This window comes from Polaribacter sp. (assembly GCF_039939415.1).
Classification (GTDB): Bacteria; Bacteroidota; Bacteroidia; order Flavobacteriales; family Flavobacteriaceae; genus Polaribacter.
On the sequence record NZ_JBDVJE010000074.1, the window covers coordinates 105,714 to 122,044 of the forward strand.

Here is a 16,331-nt window from a genome sequence, read left to right on the forward strand (position 1 = left end):
ATGTTTAATTTTAATTAGTTATTTACAATATTATTTCAACTAAAAATAGCGAATAAATTTCCTAAAATGATTAGATTTGCGTAAAATAGTTAACAACTTTTACACAATTAATTAACAGCAATAAATTAATGTCTCTAATTACATTAACAACCGATTTTGGAACAAAAGACCACTTTGTTGGCGCTGTTAAAGGAGCTATTTACACTGAACTTCCTGATGCTAAAATTGTAGATATTACACATGAAATATCTCCTTTTAACATTACAGAAACTGCTTATATTTTAAAAAACTCTTACAAAAGCTTCCCAGATAAAACCATACATATTGTTGGTGTAGATTCTGAATTAAGTGCAGATAACAAACATATCGTTTTAGAGTTAGACAATCATTTTTTTGTATGTCCGGATAACGGAATTATTTCTATGATTGCTTCAGAAATAAAACCAACAAAGATTTTTGAAATTAATATTCATGATAGAATTGAAAGTAGTTTTCCGGTTTTAGATGTTTTTGTACAAGTTGCCTGTTTTATAGCAAGAGGGGGTAATTTTACCGTTATTGGTAAAGAAATTCAGACTTATAAAAAGATGACTGAAATTCAACCAAAAGTAAATCAAGCTCAAAATCAAATTATTGGAGGTGTTGTTTATATTGATAATTATGGAAACGTAATTAGTAATATTAGTAAAAAAATGTTTCAAGAGATTGGTAAAGGTCGTCGTTTTAAAGCAAATGCAAGACGTTATTCTTTTTCTAAAATCTTTACAAAATATAATGAAGTTGCTGGCGATAGTGCGCATGATAGTATACAATATGATGGTAGCAATTTAGCTTTATTTAATTCTGCAGGTTATTTAGAAATTGCTGTTTATAGAAGTAATTTAGAAACAGTTGGTGGAGCATCTACTTTATTAGGACTCGCATACAGAGACCCTATTACTATTGACTTTATAAACGATTCTCAACCAGATTTTACCCCTATAACTTAAAGAATATGTTCGTTCGAATTGTAAAAATGAGTTTTCATCAAAAACATATTCCAGAATTTTTAGCAATGTTTGAAGAAAAGAAAACTTTTATTAGAGCTTCTAACGGCTGTAATTTGTTAGAATTATATCAAGATAAAAATAACCCTGAAATATTTTTTACCTATTCTTATTGGGAAAAGGAAGAAGATTTAGAAAACTACAGAAACTCTGTATTTTTTAAAGAAGTTTGGGCAAAAACAAAAGCCTTTTTTAATGACAAACCTGAAACTTGGAGTGTTGATAAAAAAGTATCATTAATTTAATCAACATCATGAAAAAAATTGTTTTAATAATTATTGCTCTATTTGCAATTACTGTCTATGGACAAACAGAAAAAGGAAACATTTTTATTGGAGTTCAAAGTAATTTTAACTTTAGTTCTTCTAAATATATAACCACAAGTAATAGCCAAAATTACTCAAATTCTTATACAAGTGAAACAACTAATAGCTTTACTTTTACACCTCAAATAGGGTATATTGCTTCAGATAATGTTCTGTTAGGTTTAGATTTTAAATTTTCAACATCTAAAGTTAAAAATCAAGATAGTAATGGGTTTTATACCATTTCTCCGTTTGCTAAATATTATTTTTTAGATAGTAATTTTAAACCATTTTTAAAAGCCAGTTTAGGTTTAGGCTCTTTTTTTAATAGCTACCAAAACTATAGTGTTAACTCAAATGTTGTTGTTTATGAAAAAGTAAACACAAAAATAAATACAGCAAAAGTTGGTGGAGGGTTAGCTTATTTTTTTAACAACTTAATTGCACTAGAATTTAATCTTGATTATTTTCAGGATGTATATAAATCAGACAATAATCAAAACGACTATAACACAAAACAAACTCATTCTGGAATTCAATCTACAATTGGATTCGCTATTTTTCTTTAATTTATGACTTACAACTTTACGCCTTTTCCTGTTTTAGAAACAGACAGATTAACATTAAGAGAATTAAACTTAAACGATGCAAAAGCTATTTTTGGTTTAAGAACGAACAAAGAAGTGAATAAATTTATAGACAGAAAAGTGCCTAAAAATCTTTCTGAAGCAAGAGCTTTTATAGAACTTATTTCTAACTTAGTTACAGCAAATAAAGGAATTTTTTGGGTAATAGAATCTAAAAGTAATCATTTAATAGTGGGTACAATTGGTTTAAGAAATTTTGAGGATGAAGATGATTATGCAGAAATTGGTTATGAAGTTCATCCAGATTTTCAACAAAGAGGTTTTATGGATGAATCTTTTGAAAAAGTTTTAGAATACGGTTTTAATCAAATGGAATTAAAAACCATTGAAGCTTTTACACATAAAAATAATATGGCTTCTATTTCGTTATTAGAGAAACATAATTTTATTTTTAATCCAGAAATTAAAGATGAAGGTTTTGTTAATAATATTAGTTATAGGTTAATAAATTAAATTGCAAACCTAGAAACTTTTTAAAAAATTAATTTTTGATAGCAATACTAAAAAAAGAATTCAACTCATTTTTTGCAAGCTCAATAGCTTATTTAGTTATTGGTGTTTCCTTGTTAATTAATGGTTTGTTTCTATGGGTTTTTAAAAATGATTTTAATATTTTAAATGCAGGTTTTGCAGATTTAAACTCATTTTTCTTTTTAGCTCCTTGGGTTTTTATCTTTCTGATTCCTGCAATTACAATGAAAAGTTTTGCTGATGAATTTAGTAGCGGAACTATTGAACTTTTAAAAACAAAACCAATTTCTGATTGGCAAATAGTTTTAGGTAAATTTTGGGCTTCTCTCCTATTGGTTGTTGTTGCTTTAATTCCGACTTTTACGTATGTTTATACGGTTTACAGCTTAGGAAATCCAACAGGAAGTATCGATTTTGGTAGTACAACTGGCTCTTATTTGGGTTTGCTTTTATTAGCATCAACTTATACTGCAATTGGTCTTTTTACCTCAACATTATCAAAAAATCAGATTGTAGCTTTTATATTAGGCGTTTTTATTACATTCTTTTTATACTATGGTTTTGATGCAATTTCTAATTCTCTTGGAAATAATTTAACCATTAAGAAAATTGGGATTAACGAACATTTTAAAAGTATTTCTAGAGGTGTCATTGACACTAGAGATATTATCTATTTTTTAAGTGTAACAATATTCTTTTTATTCATTACTAAAATACGTTTAGACAATGAATAAGAATATCAAAAATATTGCTGTTGTATTTATTGGATTGATTGTTTTAAACATTATCAATCAATCATTTTATACTCGTTTCGATTTAACTGCAGATAAACGCTATACACTTTCTGAAACCACAAAAAATATAGTTTCTAAAGTTGAAAGAAACCTATTAATATCTGTTTATTTAGAAGGAGATTTTCCATCAGAATTTAAAAGGTTACAAGTAGAAACGCGTCAATATTTAGAAGAATTAGCTACAGAAAATTCGAACATAAAAATCAATTTTGAATCGCCAGATAATCAACGTGAAGATTTGATAAAAAGAGGAATGTTACCAAGTCAATTAACGGTTGAAGAAGAAGGAAAACTTTCTGAAGCCATTATTTTTCCTTGGGCAGAAATTTCTTATGGTAATAAATCTACCATTGTTTCTTTATTACCAAATGCAATTGTAGCATCTCAAGATGAACAATTACAAAAAGCTATTGAAAATTTAGAATATAGTTTTTCTAACGCTATAAATTCTATCACCCTAGAAAAGCAAAAAAGTGTTGCTATTTTAACAGGAAATGGGGAGTTAAAAGACATTTATCTTTATAGTTTTTTGAGTGAAGTTGCTAAAAAATATCATTTAGCAAAATTCACTTTAGATTCTGTCGCTACAAATCCAACCCAAACATTAGAAGATTTAACTTCTATAGATTTAGCAATTATAGCAAAACCTACACAAAAATTTTCGGCTAAAGAAAAGTTTACATTAGATCAGTTTATTGCAAATGGAGGTAAAACTTTGTGGATGTTAGACAATGTGCAAGCAGACCAAGATAGTTTGTTTAACAGTGGTAAAATGTTGGCGTATCCTAGAGATTTAAATTTAACTGATTTGTTATTTTCATACGGAATTCGCATCAATACTACTTTAATTAAAGATTTGTATTCAGCTCAAATTCCATTAGCAACAGGTAAAGTTGGCAACCAAACACAGTTTAAAAACTTAGAGTGGTTTTTTCATCCTTTAGTTGGCGGAAACCCAAATCATGCAATTACAAAAAATGTTTCTCCTGTTCGTTTGCTATTTGCAAATCAGATTGATACTTTAAAAAATAATATTAAAAAAACACCTTTATTAGTTAGTTCTTTATTGACGCAAAAAATTGGAACTCCTAATTTTATTGAATTACAATCTATTGCTGATGAAGTTATAGAAAACGATTACAAAAGCGGAAATCAACTATTTGCAGTTTTATTAGAAGGAAATTTTAATTCAGCTTATAAAAACAGAGTAAAACCTTTTAAAACTCCTCTTTTAAAAGAAAAAGCAACTAACAACAAAATGATTGTAATTTCTGATGGTGATATTGGTAAAAATCAGATTTTAAAAGAACAACCATTTGATTTAAATAGAGATAAATGGACGAATCAACAATTTGGAAATAAAGATTTTCTATTAAATTCTGTTGATTATTTATTGGATGATGTTGGCTTGATTCAACTAAGAAACAAAACGTTACAAATTAGAACTCTTGATAAACAAAAAGCGTTTAAAGAACGAAATTTTTGGCAATTCTTAAATGTTGTTTTACCGTTATTAATTTTGTTCGCTTTTGGTTTTGTTTTTAATTATATGAGAAAAAGGAAGTATAGTTAGTTATTATCAAAATGAAAAGACTTCGACAAGCTTAGCCTTACAAATTTACTATTATCTCAAAATGAGCTTTTATAAGCGATTGAGAAATCTCATAAAAATTTTCAATATTGTTTTATCAACTTTATAAAATTTCTCCTAAGGTCTAAATGACAATCAGGTAATGTAACTCTAAAACTCTGTAATTATATTTCACACTTAAAAAGCTAGCAAATCATCATGAATAAAAGTATAACCTAAAACTTCTTGTACTTTTTTAGAACTGATAATTTTCCATTGATATACCTCGTTATTTTCAAATTCTGGTAATTCAAAACCATTGCTTAATTTTACTAAAGAATAAAACTCTCTTCTTGTAGGATGATGGTTAGAGCATGCATTAAAAGTTTCTCCCCAACAATTTTGGTCTATAATTGTATGTATAATTTCGATACAATCTTCTTTATGAATCATATTTACAAAACCTTTAGGTTGTGGTATTTTTCTTCTGTTTTTAAACCAATTACAAGGTTGTCTTACATCTCCAAACAAACCTGCAAAACGTACAATTGTTGTTTCAAAAAAAGTATTTTCTTTAAACAAGTTTTCAATTTCTACTAAAGGATGATTTTTAAGGACAGCATCTTCTTCTGTCATTACTTTATTAATTCTTCCATAGACAGAAGTAGAACTAATAAAAATTACTTTCTGTATGCTAGACTCTTCTATCTGAGAAATCAAGTTCTCAAAACCATCAATATCTTTAGACGTTATTGCAATGATTAAAATATCAGAACCTAAAAAAGTATCAAACTCTTCAAATTCAGAAATATTAACAATATAAGATTCAATTCCATTATCTTCTAAAAGCTCTAACTTTTCTTCAGAAGTTGTAGAACCTTTTACTTTAAAACCTTCATCTAACAATGATATTGCCAATGGTTTTCCTAACCATCCACAACCTAAAATACTAACATCCTTCATTACAACAATTATCTTCTTTAACTAATTTACAAGATACTACAGCCAACAAAGCTCCTAGAATTGGCGCTATCATATACAACCATAAACCTTCTATATTTCCAGAAACTATATTTGGTGCCAAAGAACGCGCAGGATTCATAGATGCATTTGTAATTGGACCTGCAAACATTGCTTCTAACAAAACTACAGCACCAATTGCAATACCAGCAACTACTCCTATTTCTTTGCTTCCAGTAGAAACATTTATGATAACTAACATCAAGAAAAATGTTAATAATATTTCTAACACAAATGCACGCCAAACATCTACAGTTGGTATAGTTGAACCCAACAACTCACTCGTAGGAAATAAAAACCACAATACTAAACTTGCTGCAAACGCACCTAAAACCTGTGCTATTATGTATTTAGGTACTTCTTTCCAAGAAAACTTTTTAGCATATGCAAAAGCAATAGTTACTGCAGGATTAAAATGCGCTCCAGAAGTTTCTCCAAAAGCATAAATCATTGCCATTACTATTAATCCCCATGTCATTGCAATACCTACATGGGTAACATCTCCTCCAGTAACTTCGTTAACAGTCATTGCTCCTGTTCCGCAGAAAATTAGAGAGAATGTTCCAATAAATTCAGATATATATTTCTTCATTATTATTTAAAATTGCTACAAATATACAAACCCTTATTTTAAGGTTTTGTTAACATTTGTCGTTTTTTGAAATTGTAATTTTGAGAGTATAAAAACTAAACAATCATGAAAAAATTCTCACTAAAACTTTTAAGTACATTAACTGTTTTCTCTTTATTACTTTTTGCAAGCTGCCAAAAAACAGAAACTAAAGTGGAAGTTAAAAAAACAGAAAAGAAAGTAAAAGCACCTGCAGCAAAAATTTCTGCACCACAACCAAGTCCTGCTTCAACATTAATTCAGAAAGTTGGTTTAACAGATGTTACTGTTGAATATTCTAGACCAGGAATGAGAGGTCGTACTATTTTTGGAGATCTTGTTCCTTATGGAAAAACATGGAGAACTGGAGCAAACTCTAATACAAAAGTAACTTTTAGTTCTGATGTTTCTATTGATGGTAAAAATGTATCAAAAGGCACATATGCTTTGTACACAGTTCCTAATAAAGATTCTTGGGATATTATGTTGTATTCTGATGCTAGTAATTGGGGAAATCCAAAAAAATGGGATGAAACTAAAGTAGTTGCTAAAACTACTGCTCAAGTAATTCCAATGCCAGTAAAGATTGAAACGTTTACAATTACCATTGATGATTTAACAAATAACTCTGGAGTTCTAGGTTTACTTTGGGAAGACGTTTATGTTGGGTTATCTTTTGAGGTACCTACAGATAAAAATGTAATGGCTTCTATTGAAGAAGTAATGAAAGGTGAACCAAATGCTAGTGCTTATTATGACGCAGCTGTTTATTTTAAAACTGCAAATAAAGATGTAAACCAAGCAGTAACTTGGATTGACAAAGCTATTGAAATGACTAGAGATGATCCTAAATTTTATTATTTAAGACAACAATCTTTAATCCATGCCAAAGCAGGTAAAAAAGCTACTGCCATTGCTGCTGCAAAAGCATCTTTAACTTTAGCAGAAAAAGCAGGTAATAGTGGTTATATAAAAATGAACAAAGCTTCTTTAAAAGAATGGGGAGCAGAATAATTTTTTTCTATTTTAAAATATAAAAACCTCAAGTATATACTTGAGGTTTTTATATTAAAATCTTTTTTTTCTCATTAAATTTATAGGTTCAAAAAAAATTAAATTTACTCAAATTCTTAATTAATTTTAATCATCAAACAAGCTAAAAACAAAATGAAAGAAATGTGGGATAATAGATATGCAAAAAATGAATATGCTTATGGTACTGAACCTAATCTATTTTTTAAAGAATATCTAAATAAATACAACCTAAATGGTAAAATTCTTTTTCCTGCAGAAGGAGAAGGAAGAAATGCTGTTTATGCAGCAAAAAAAGGGTTAGAAACTTTTGCTTTTGATATTAGTATTGAAGGTAAAAACAAAGCGCTACAACTTGCCGAAAAAGAAAATGTAAAATTACATTATGAAATTGGGGATTTTTTTGAACTAAATTTATTAAATGAAAAATTTGATGCTGCTGCTTTAATTTATGCTCACTTTCCTCCTAATATTTTAAAAGAATATCACACTAAAATAGCTGAATTAATAAAACCTAATGGATATATAATTCTTGAAGCTTTTAGTAAAAATCACCTAGAATTACAAAAAGAAAACCCAAATGCTGGAGGACCAAAAAATATTGATTTTTTATTCTCTATTGATATGATTAAAAACGATTTTAAAGACTTTGAAGTTCTTTTACTAGAAGAAAAAGAAATTAAACTTGATGAAGGTAAATTTCATCAGGCTAAAAGTAAAGTGATACGATTTGTAGGTAAAAAATTAATACTCTAAACCTATAATTTTTCTAACAGAATCTAAGGTTTTTATTAAGTTTTTAAAAGAGATAATTTCTTCCTTTTCATTTTCTTTAATTGTTATATTAAAAGTTTCATGAACAAAAGTGTTGATTTTTACAATTACTTTTTCAGAAATAAAAATAATATGTGCCCCTGTATTTTAAAGTATAAGAGCGCTTTTAACAATAAAAATTGTTTTTAAAATTATAATATAATTTTTTACCTCTATTTTTTCAATAAAATCATTAGTTAATTAATATTTTTACCACAAAGTAGATTAAAATGGAAGAAATTTTTATTACAAGAAAACCTGTTAATTTATTTTTACAAAAATACATTTCATATTATTATTTTCATGATTCAATTAAAGGTTCTACCGCAAAAAAATATGCTTTTTACCCAAATACTAAATGTGCACTAACAATTTATAAAGATTCTGATGTTGAATTTAGTAGTAATCATTCAAAGACAGTTCCTTCAGAAAAAAAAGAATTAATTTTCTTGTATTCTGGCATTCAAAATAAAATGCGAACCGCAGAAATTCAAGTTCCTTTTAAAAAAATTGGCATTGTATTTCAAGAATTGGGTATTAATCATTTTATAGACCAACCTTTATCAGAAATAATGGACAATCCAATAGAAAAACATTTTAACTTTTTTAAAAATGATTTCACTAAAAATTGTTTCACAATTTATAATGAAAAATCTATTGATGAGAAAATAAAAATTTTAGATGCTTTTTTTATGGATAAATATGTCGATTTTAAAGAAATTCTTTTAAAACAAAGTATTGAACTTATTTTAAATTCAAATCAAAAATTATCTATAATAGATTTGTGTGAGCAACTCAAAACAAATAGAAAAACTTTATTAAGATTATTTAAAAAACATCTCTGTTGTACTACAAAAGAATACATAAACATTGTACAATTTAGAAAAGCTTTAAACGATTATTTATTAATAAATAAAAAAACATCACTTACTAATATTGCTATAAGTAATGAATATTATGATCAGGCTCAATTTATCAATCATTTTAAAAAATTAACAGGCATTAACCCTAAAAAGTTTTTTAATAATATACAACATTTAGGAAACGAAGATACCTTTTGGACTTTTATGTAGTAATTTGTCCCTTTTCACCAATTTTACAGTCTTATTTGCTTATAATTTTGTGAATGAATAATAAAATAAAAAAATGAATAAATTATTTCTTGTCATTATCGCTTTTATAAGCTTACAATCTTGTAAACAAACTAAAGTAGATTATTTAAAAAATAATAGATTTGATATCAATGCTTCTAACTTCAATTTTCCCCAAAAAGATTTTAAAATGATTGGATTTGGTGCTTATCATGGTAGTGCAAAAACTGAAGATGTTGAACTAAAATTCTTAGAGTCATTAACAAAAGATGGAACAATAGAGTATTATTTACCAGAAGTAGATTACAGTACTGCATTTTATTATAATAAGTTTTTAAAAACTGGAGATACTATTTTATTAAAAGAATTAGTATTCCATAATGGATACCATACAGCACAAGAACGTACAATTCAATTTTATAATAAGTGGAAAAAATTAAAACAGATAAACGATAAACTACCTAAAGAAAATAAAATTAAAGTATTAGGTATAGAATGGGTTGTTGGCTATACATATACAATTAAACATCTTTTAGAAATTTTTAAAGATAACAAAGAACTTAATACTGTAAATGATATAAAAAACATGATGGCCTTAGATACTGTTAATTTATATTCTGGTCATCGTGGTTTGGCTCATAAAACCCTTAAAAACTTTGTTTCTGATTATAATAGCAACAAAGAAATGTATCTAAATAAAGTTAAAAAACCTGATGAATTAGAATATATTATTAAAAATTTAAATCATTCTTTTGATAAAAATATTGAAAGAGAAAAATTGATTTATGAAAACTATTTAGATTTAAATAAAATCTACGATTTTAAAAATAATAAACAATTCTTTCGCGTTGGTTTTTTTCATTTAGAAAAATCTAGACAAGGTAAAGAAGGATACGCGTCTTTATTTACAAGATTAATTGAAAATAACATTCATACTGATAAAGAAATTTTATCTGTAATTGGCTTTTTTATGGACAGCCATGTAGTTTGGGATGAGATTTATGAAAAAGGCAAATACAAATCATATACCACAGAAGGTGGTTTTGGTATAGGCGATTATGAGAAAGAGTATTTTAGAGGAATTCAACTTTTAAAAGATGCCAAAATATCTGATAAAACATTGTTTCGATTAAACCTTAAAAATTCTCCATACGCAAATAAAGAACCAGATTTAATTGAAGTTATTTTACAAGACAAAAAATCCAATACAGAAGCTGTAAAAGGAATGGCTACCTTAAAATTTTTAGATTATGCAGTTTTAATATCAAATTCTAAAGCAAGTATACCTATTCAAGAAATGAAATAAACGATTAAACCAATTGCTTTTTAACTGAAACTTTTTACTATTTTTTAATGATGTGGATTAACAAATTTGTAGCATTAAAATTTTAAATTATGCATACTAATACTCTAAACCTATAATTTCCCTAACGGTATCTATGGTTTTTATTAAGTTTTTAGAAAAATCAAACGTCATTACATCACTTTCTTTTTTACCTTCTCTTAAAAGACTATTAAAATGATCTGTCTCAAAATTATAACCAATTGTGTTGTAATTAAAATCGATAATTTTTTCCTTTCCGTTTTCTATAATTGATACAGTAGAAGGTTCCTGAAAACGTGTGTTTATTTTTACAATTGCTTTTTCAAAAGTAAAAATAGCATGAGTTGGCGTTTTCTCTAAAAGAGTACTTTTTAAAGTAGCGGTTGCTTTTTTATATTTAAAAGTGATATTACACTCAGAATCTGCACCGTTTTCAAAAAAAGTAGCATTTGCATTTATAGTTTCTGGATTTCCTAAACTAGATAATGCCGCAAAAACTGGATAAATACCAATATCTAACAAACTACCTCCACCAACTTCTTTTTTAAAAACTCTACTATCTGTATTGTAAGCATTGTAAAATCCAAAGTCTGCTTCTAAACTTTCTAATTCACCGTATTTTTTACTCTTAACAATGTCTAAAACGTAATTGTAATGTGGTAAAAAATAAGTCCATAATGCTTCCATCAACAGAACATTATTCTCTTTAGCAATAGCAATCATTTCTTCTACTTCTTGCAAATTCATAGCAAAAGGTTTTTCACACAAAACAGCTTTTTTGTGCTGTAAACAAAGTATCGTATGTTCTTTATGAAAACTATGCGGAGTAGCAATATAAACGGCATCCACTTCAGCGTCTTTAACCAAATCTAAATAAGAACTATACGCTTTTTTAGCATTAAATTTGTTGGCAAATTCAGCTGCGTTTTCTTGACTTCTAGAAGCTACAGCAACCAATTCTACATTTTCTACAGTTAACAAGTCTGTTGCAAATTTAGTCGCAATTTTACCAAGACCAATAATTCCCCATCTAATCGTTTTCTTTTCCATAGTTTAATTTTGTTTAAACTGTAACTAAGTTCTTTTTTGATGGTAGTAAAAACTGAATTACAATGGCAATGACCATTACTAAAACACAACCTAATAAATTTAACCACAAATATGGCAACCAATCTAAAATAAAAACGCCTATAATTAAAGCCTGAGTTATAATTGCTGCAATAAAAACAGCGTTGCCTTTTACAAATTTTATAAAAAATGCCAATAAGAAAATTCCTAAAACGTTTCCATAAAAAATAGACCCAATAATGTTTACTAACTGAATTAAATTATCAAACAAATTGGCAATACATGCTACCGAAATAGCAATAAGTCCCCATAATAATGTAAACCATTTAGAAGCTTTTACAAAATGCTCTTCATTTTTTTCTCCTTTTACATTTCGTTTATATAAATCAATCGCAGTTGTACTTGCCAAAGCATTTAATTCTGATGCTGTAGAAGACATTGCTGCCGATAAAATAACCGCTAACAAAAGACCAATTAATCCTCTTGGTAAATTGTTTAAAATAAAATGGATAAACACATAATCTTTATCATTAGATTCTATTTTTTTAAGGGTATTTTTTTCGTCAACTTTTTTAATAATTTCTTTTGCAGCTTCTTTTAACTCTAAATCTCTTTTATTTAAAGCCTGAATTCTAGTTGCTTCTTCTGGCTGAAATCCATCAGAAAACAACAATCTTTTATCATTTTCTATAATAGTATGTTCTGCTTCTAATTCTTGATATTCTGCAACAAACTCAGAACTCTGCACCGCATCATTTGCCGTTGGATTAAAGTTTAATGGTGATGCATTAAATTGATAAAACACAAAAACCATCACACCAATTAACAGAATAAAAAACTGCATAGGCACTTTTAATAATCCGTTAAAAATTAAACCTAACTGACTTTCTCTTACCGATTTTCCGGATAAATAACGCTGTACTTGACTTTGGTCTGTACCAAAATAAGATAACATTAAAAAAGTTCCTCCTAAAATTCCTGTCCAAACTGTGTATCGATTACTTAAATCAAAAGAAAAATCTAACACTTGCATTTTATCACTTGCACCTGCAATTTCTAATGCATTTGTAAAAGTGATATTTTCTGGCAACTGACTCATAATCATAAAAAATGCAATCAACATTCCTATAAAAATGATAATCATTTGTTGTTTTTGAGTAACATTTACCGCTTTTGTTCCTCCAGAAACTGTGTAAATAATTACTAAAAAACCAATGATAATATTCAGCGTTAATAAATCCCAATCTAATACAGCACTTAAAATAATTGCGGGTGCAAAAATGGTAATTCCTGCAGCCAAACCACGTTGAACCAAAAATAAAATTGCGGCTAAACTTCTTGTTTTTAAATCGAATCTTCCTTCTAAAAACTCATAAGCTGTGTACACTTTTAACTTATGATAAATTGGTATAAAAACCACGCAAATAATTATCATTGCAATTGGCAATCCAAAGTAAAATTGCACAAAACCCATTCCGCTATGAAAAGCTTGACCAGGTGTAGATAAAAATGTAATAGCACTTGCTTGTGTTGCCATTACAGACAAACCAATTGTCCACCATTTAGAGTCACTTCCACCTTTTATATAATCAGTTACGTTGGCATTTTTTCTAGTTACATACGTACCATAAGCAACAATAAAAATTAAGGTAACAGACAGAATAATCCAATCTACTGTGTGCAATTTACTGGCAATTTCCATAGACTAAACTGTAAAATAATTTGTGATAAAATAAAATGCAATAACGTAAACTACATTGGCAATTAATACCAACGTATATTCTTTTTTCCAATTGTATTTTTGTTCTTTCATTTTTTTATTTTTTTGAAGCTATTTCCTGCTTTCGCTACTCGCTTTTTTTAGTTTGTTCTCGATACAAATTTGCTCATTCTTCACAAATTTACTCGAACTGACACAAAAAAAGAGCTCAAACAAACCGCTCAATCAGGGCTAAACTTGTTTGCTAACTTTTTACTTCTTAATTATTGGTTTTACCTCAACATTACTTTTACCCACAGATAGCATATTTGCAAATAATTTATAAGCGCCAGAAACGCCTGCAGGCAATTCTCTAAAGAAACTTAAACCTGTATAAATGTAATTTCCTTTACCATATTTTGCTATTAATAAACTTCCGTTTTTAGCAGTTTCATCTTTATCATTCATAGATAAAATAGGTGTATATTCTTTACTCCAAGAATTAGGAAAATACAAACCACGCTCTTGCACCCAACCTTTAAAATCATGTTGAGTTATTTTATTAGGAAAGTTCAAAAGCGAATGATTTTTAGTTAAAATTGTAACATCAGCAAATTCATCTGTAACTCTGTCTCTAGAAAGATTTAGAGAAAAAGGTGCAGCAACATCTACATTTCTATTGGTGTTGTATTGTACAATCATATTACCTCCCTTTTCAACATAATCTAACAAGAATTTTTGCTTAAATTTTAATTCTTTAACCACATTATAGGCTCTAATTCCTAAAACTACAGCATCGTATTTATGTAAATTTTCTTCATTAATTTCAGCAGGATTTATATCAACAACAGTATAACCAATCTGACGTAAATTTTCTGGAACAACATCTCCAGCACCTTTTATATAACCAATATAGTTTCCTGCTTTTTGTATGTTTAAACGTACAATTTTAGCTTCAGAATTTAATAAAACAGATTGTTTTGGAATATGATTATAATTAATTTCTACCAACTCTTTATGATATGATTTTCCATCAGAAATAGCAATAACTTCTAATTTCCCTTCAGATTGATTTTTAGGGGGTGTCACTAAAAAATCAACAACTTGTTTATCATTTTTTTGCTGAATATCAAATTCGAATTCTTTCGGAATTACATCCCAACTAGTTGGCAAACTCAAAGCTACTTTACCTTTTACATTTTTTGCTCCAGCTCTAACTTCTACAGAAACTTTTTTAGGTTCATCAGAAGAAAATATAAGTACTTTATCTTTTAATTTTGTTGTTACTTTTGGTAAAACTTCAAAAGGTTCATAAATTTCTCCTTTATCTCTTTCTGCATACCTTCTAACAACATTTTTTGTAATAGAAATAGCAACTTCATCAATAATTAAATTGAAATCAATTTTGGTAAGCCTAGGTGTTTCTGGTTTTCCAATCAAATTTTGATTCTTTACAGTATACATACCTAAAGAAGCTTTTTCTTTTAACCAATAAGGGTCTGAAAAATGATTTGTTTTTAAATGAATTGTTTCTTTAAAGTTAATTTTTTTATTAGCTTCTAAAGCTAATTCTTTTACAATCGTTTTTTTACTAATTGTAGATGTAATCGAAGTCAATTCAATATTTGCATCACTCCTATTTAAAACTTCAAAGTTAACATCAATATTAGAGTTTGGTATAGAAGAAGAACTAATTGCAGAAGCTTCTAAATACAAACCTGCACAAGCTTCAATTATCTGTTTAAGTTGTTTTTCTTTTATTTTTCGCCAATGAACATCATCTAATTTCTGAATTAATTGATAGGCTTTCATTAATTTTGGCAAATGTTTAGAAGGATTTACAAAATCGAAATCCTTTTCAATCTTATATAAAACAGCACCTATTTCACCTCCATTTTTAAGACGGTTCCATGTAGTATTGATCCCTGAAAAAATATCATTTTTATCTTTTAAAGGAGTTCCTTTTAAGAATTCTAAATATTCGTTTTGTGCTCCTCTAGTTGTTAACCTTCCAAAACCTTGGCATAAATGCTGACTACTTGCAATAGAAGCTAACTCATTATTAGACAACCCTTTTAACGGATAATACACACCTATATCTAATTTTGAAAAATCTTTTGTTGATTTTTTAAATTCCTCTTCTCTTCCTCTAAAAAACCAAGAAGAAGTATTTTGAAATAATCTTTTTGGTTGCCAAGTATCTGTATATTTTAATTGATTTTTAAATTTATTTTTATCATTTACTAAATCAAAAGCTTCTACACTTAACATTGCAGAACTTGTGTGATGCCCATGAGTTGTTCCTGGAGTTCTATGATCAAACCTATTGATAATTACATCTGGTTTAAAAGTTCTAATTGCCCAAACAACATCACTCAATACTTTTTCTTTATCCCAAATTTTTAAAGTTTCATCTGGATGTTTTGAGTACCCAAAGTCATTAGCTCTAGAAAATAATTGCTCTCCTCCATCAACTTTTCTTGCTGCTAAAAGTTCTTGAGTTCTAATAACACCTAATAACTCTCTTATTTCTGGGCCGATTAAATTTTGACCTCCATCTCCTCTTGTTAAAGACAAATATCCTGTTCTTGCTTTTATATTATTAGCTAAAAAGGCAATTAAACGGGTGTTTTCATCATCAGGATGTGCAGCAACGTATAAAGCTGTTCCTAAAAAATTTAGTTTCTGGATTTTCTCATAAATCTGATTTGAAGTTAATTTCTGAGGTTTTTGAGCAAACAAACTCAATGATATCAATAGAAAGTAACAAATAAAAAAAAGTGGTTTTTTCATAAAAAAATATTGGTATTAAAACAAAAATAGTTTTTTTAAATACCAATT

At 27.8% G+C, this 16,331-nt stretch carries 15 protein-coding genes; 10 read left to right on the forward strand and 5 right to left on the reverse strand.

Annotation, left to right across the window (positions count from 1 at the left end):
• The first annotated feature begins 128 nt into the window (after window positions 1-128).
• From ABJG40_RS12715 to gldG, 6 genes are read left to right on the forward strand one after another with little or no spacing between them, the layout of a single operon-like run.
• Window positions 129-989: an SAM-dependent chlorinase/fluorinase gene (locus ABJG40_RS12715; RefSeq protein ID WP_348024961.1), complete on the forward strand. Its 861-nt coding sequence runs from the start codon at window positions 129-131 to the stop codon at window positions 987-989.
• 5 nt (window positions 990-994) lie between these two features.
• Complete coding sequence (locus ABJG40_RS12720; protein WP_348024962.1) at window positions 995-1,291, forward strand: antibiotic biosynthesis monooxygenase family protein; 297 nt, start codon at window positions 995-997, stop codon at window positions 1,289-1,291.
• Between the two features lie 8 nt (window positions 1,292-1,299).
• Window positions 1,300-1,920: a hypothetical protein gene (locus tag ABJG40_RS12725; RefSeq protein ID WP_348024963.1), complete on the forward strand. Its 621-nt coding sequence runs from the start codon at window positions 1,300-1,302 to the stop codon at window positions 1,918-1,920.
• A 3-nt stretch (window positions 1,921-1,923) separates the two neighbouring features.
• Window positions 1,924-2,451: a GNAT family N-acetyltransferase gene (locus tag ABJG40_RS12730; protein WP_348024964.1), complete on the forward strand. Its 528-nt coding sequence runs from the start codon at window positions 1,924-1,926 to the stop codon at window positions 2,449-2,451.
• Between the two features lie 35 nt (window positions 2,452-2,486).
• Window positions 2,487-3,203: a gliding motility-associated ABC transporter permease subunit GldF gene (gldF, locus tag ABJG40_RS12735; RefSeq protein WP_348024965.1), complete on the forward strand. Its 717-nt coding sequence runs from the start codon at window positions 2,487-2,489 to the stop codon at window positions 3,201-3,203.
• Window positions 3,196-4,836 carry a gliding motility-associated ABC transporter substrate-binding protein GldG gene (gldG, locus tag ABJG40_RS12740; protein WP_348024966.1) on the forward strand — a complete coding sequence of 547 codons (1,641 nt, stop codon included), beginning with the start codon at window positions 3,196-3,198 and terminating at the stop codon, window positions 4,834-4,836. The genes gldF and gldG overlap by 8 nt, the downstream gene beginning before the upstream one ends.
• A gap of 195 nt (window positions 4,837-5,031) precedes the next feature.
• Here gldG and ABJG40_RS12745 read toward each other — a convergent pair whose 3' ends face one another.
• Together ABJG40_RS12745 and ABJG40_RS12750 are read right to left on the reverse strand one after the other, a co-directional pair.
• Window positions 5,032-5,796 carry an NAD(P)H-binding protein gene (locus tag ABJG40_RS12745; RefSeq protein WP_348024967.1) on the reverse strand — a complete coding sequence of 255 codons (765 nt, stop codon included), beginning with the start codon at window positions 5,794-5,796 and terminating at the stop codon, window positions 5,032-5,034.
• On the reverse strand, window positions 5,783-6,445 hold the full coding sequence (locus ABJG40_RS12750) for an MIP family channel protein (protein WP_348024968.1): 663 nt from the start codon (window positions 6,443-6,445) through the stop codon (window positions 5,783-5,785). The genes ABJG40_RS12745 and ABJG40_RS12750 overlap by 14 nt, the downstream gene beginning before the upstream one ends.
• Before the next feature lie 105 nt (window positions 6,446-6,550).
• Between ABJG40_RS12750 and ABJG40_RS12755 the strand changes: the two genes are divergently transcribed.
• The 4 genes from ABJG40_RS12755 to ABJG40_RS12770 all read left to right on the forward strand — a co-directional run bounded on the left by ABJG40_RS12755 (window position 6,551) and on the right by ABJG40_RS12770 (window position 10,705).
• A complete protein-coding gene (locus ABJG40_RS12755) occupies window positions 6,551-7,477 on the forward strand; it encodes a DUF2911 domain-containing protein (RefSeq protein WP_348024969.1) in 927 nt (308 codons plus the stop codon).
• Window positions 7,478-7,630: 153 nt separating this feature from the next.
• Complete coding sequence (locus ABJG40_RS12760) at window positions 7,631-8,251, forward strand: class I SAM-dependent methyltransferase (protein WP_348024970.1); 621 nt, start codon at window positions 7,631-7,633, stop codon at window positions 8,249-8,251.
• Between the two features lie 287 nt (window positions 8,252-8,538).
• Window positions 8,539-9,381 (forward strand): AraC family transcriptional regulator, encoded by an 843-nt coding sequence (locus ABJG40_RS12765; RefSeq protein ID WP_348024971.1) that lies wholly within the window; start codon window positions 8,539-8,541, stop codon window positions 9,379-9,381.
• Between the two features lie 73 nt (window positions 9,382-9,454).
• Window positions 9,455-10,705: a hypothetical protein gene (locus tag ABJG40_RS12770; protein WP_348024972.1), complete on the forward strand. Its 1,251-nt coding sequence runs from the start codon at window positions 9,455-9,457 to the stop codon at window positions 10,703-10,705.
• A 96-nt stretch (window positions 10,706-10,801) separates the two neighbouring features.
• Here the strand turns inward: ABJG40_RS12770 and ABJG40_RS12775 are convergent, their stop codons facing one another.
• The 3 genes from ABJG40_RS12775 to ABJG40_RS12785 form a co-directional block, all read right to left on the reverse strand.
• Window positions 10,802-11,773 carry a Gfo/Idh/MocA family oxidoreductase gene (locus ABJG40_RS12775; RefSeq protein WP_348024973.1) on the reverse strand — a complete coding sequence of 324 codons (972 nt, stop codon included), beginning with the start codon at window positions 11,771-11,773 and terminating at the stop codon, window positions 10,802-10,804.
• A gap of 13 nt (window positions 11,774-11,786) precedes the next feature.
• Window positions 11,787-13,493, reverse strand: coding sequence for a sodium:solute symporter (locus ABJG40_RS12780; protein ID WP_348024974.1), 1,707 nt, complete (start codon window positions 13,491-13,493; stop codon window positions 11,787-11,789).
• Between the two features lie 270 nt (window positions 13,494-13,763).
• The gene (locus ABJG40_RS12785) at window positions 13,764-16,283 is read right to left on the reverse strand and encodes a PIG-L family deacetylase (RefSeq protein WP_348024975.1); all 2,520 of its coding nucleotides are present in this window, start codon (window positions 16,281-16,283) and stop codon (window positions 13,764-13,766) included.
• Window positions 16,284-16,331 lie beyond the last annotated feature (48 nt).

Coding starts and splice junctions, on each gene's coding strand:
- ABJG40_RS12750 (WP_348024968.1), bottom strand. CDS start 6,445: ATGAAGAAATATATATCTGAATTTATTGGAACATTCTCTCTAATTTTC.
- ABJG40_RS12765 (WP_348024971.1), top strand. CDS start 8,539: ATGGAAGAAATTTTTATTACAAGAAAACCTGTTAATTTATTTTTACAA.
- ABJG40_RS12755 (WP_348024969.1), top strand. CDS start 6,551: ATGAAAAAATTCTCACTAAAACTTTTAAGTACATTAACTGTTTTCTCT.
- ABJG40_RS12715 (WP_348024961.1), top strand. CDS start 129: ATGTCTCTAATTACATTAACAACCGATTTTGGAACAAAAGACCACTTT.
- ABJG40_RS12730 (WP_348024964.1), top strand. CDS start 1,924: ATGACTTACAACTTTACGCCTTTTCCTGTTTTAGAAACAGACAGATTA.
- ABJG40_RS12775 (WP_348024973.1), bottom strand. CDS start 11,773: ATGGAAAAGAAAACGATTAGATGGGGAATTATTGGTCTTGGTAAAATT.
- ABJG40_RS12785 (WP_348024975.1), bottom strand. CDS start 16,283: ATGAAAAAACCACTTTTTTTTATTTGTTACTTTCTATTGATATCATTG.
- ABJG40_RS12720 (WP_348024962.1), top strand. CDS start 995: ATGTTCGTTCGAATTGTAAAAATGAGTTTTCATCAAAAACATATTCCA.
- ABJG40_RS12745 (WP_348024967.1), bottom strand. CDS start 5,796: ATGAAGGATGTTAGTATTTTAGGTTGTGGATGGTTAGGAAAACCATTG.
- ABJG40_RS12760 (WP_348024970.1), top strand. CDS start 7,631: ATGAAAGAAATGTGGGATAATAGATATGCAAAAAATGAATATGCTTAT.
- ABJG40_RS12770 (WP_348024972.1), top strand. CDS start 9,455: ATGAATAAATTATTTCTTGTCATTATCGCTTTTATAAGCTTACAATCT.
- ABJG40_RS12725 (WP_348024963.1), top strand. CDS start 1,300: ATGAAAAAAATTGTTTTAATAATTATTGCTCTATTTGCAATTACTGTC.
- ABJG40_RS12780 (WP_348024974.1), bottom strand. CDS start 13,493: ATGGAAATTGCCAGTAAATTGCACACAGTAGATTGGATTATTCTGTCT.
- gldG (WP_348024966.1), top strand. CDS start 3,196: ATGAATAAGAATATCAAAAATATTGCTGTTGTATTTATTGGATTGATT.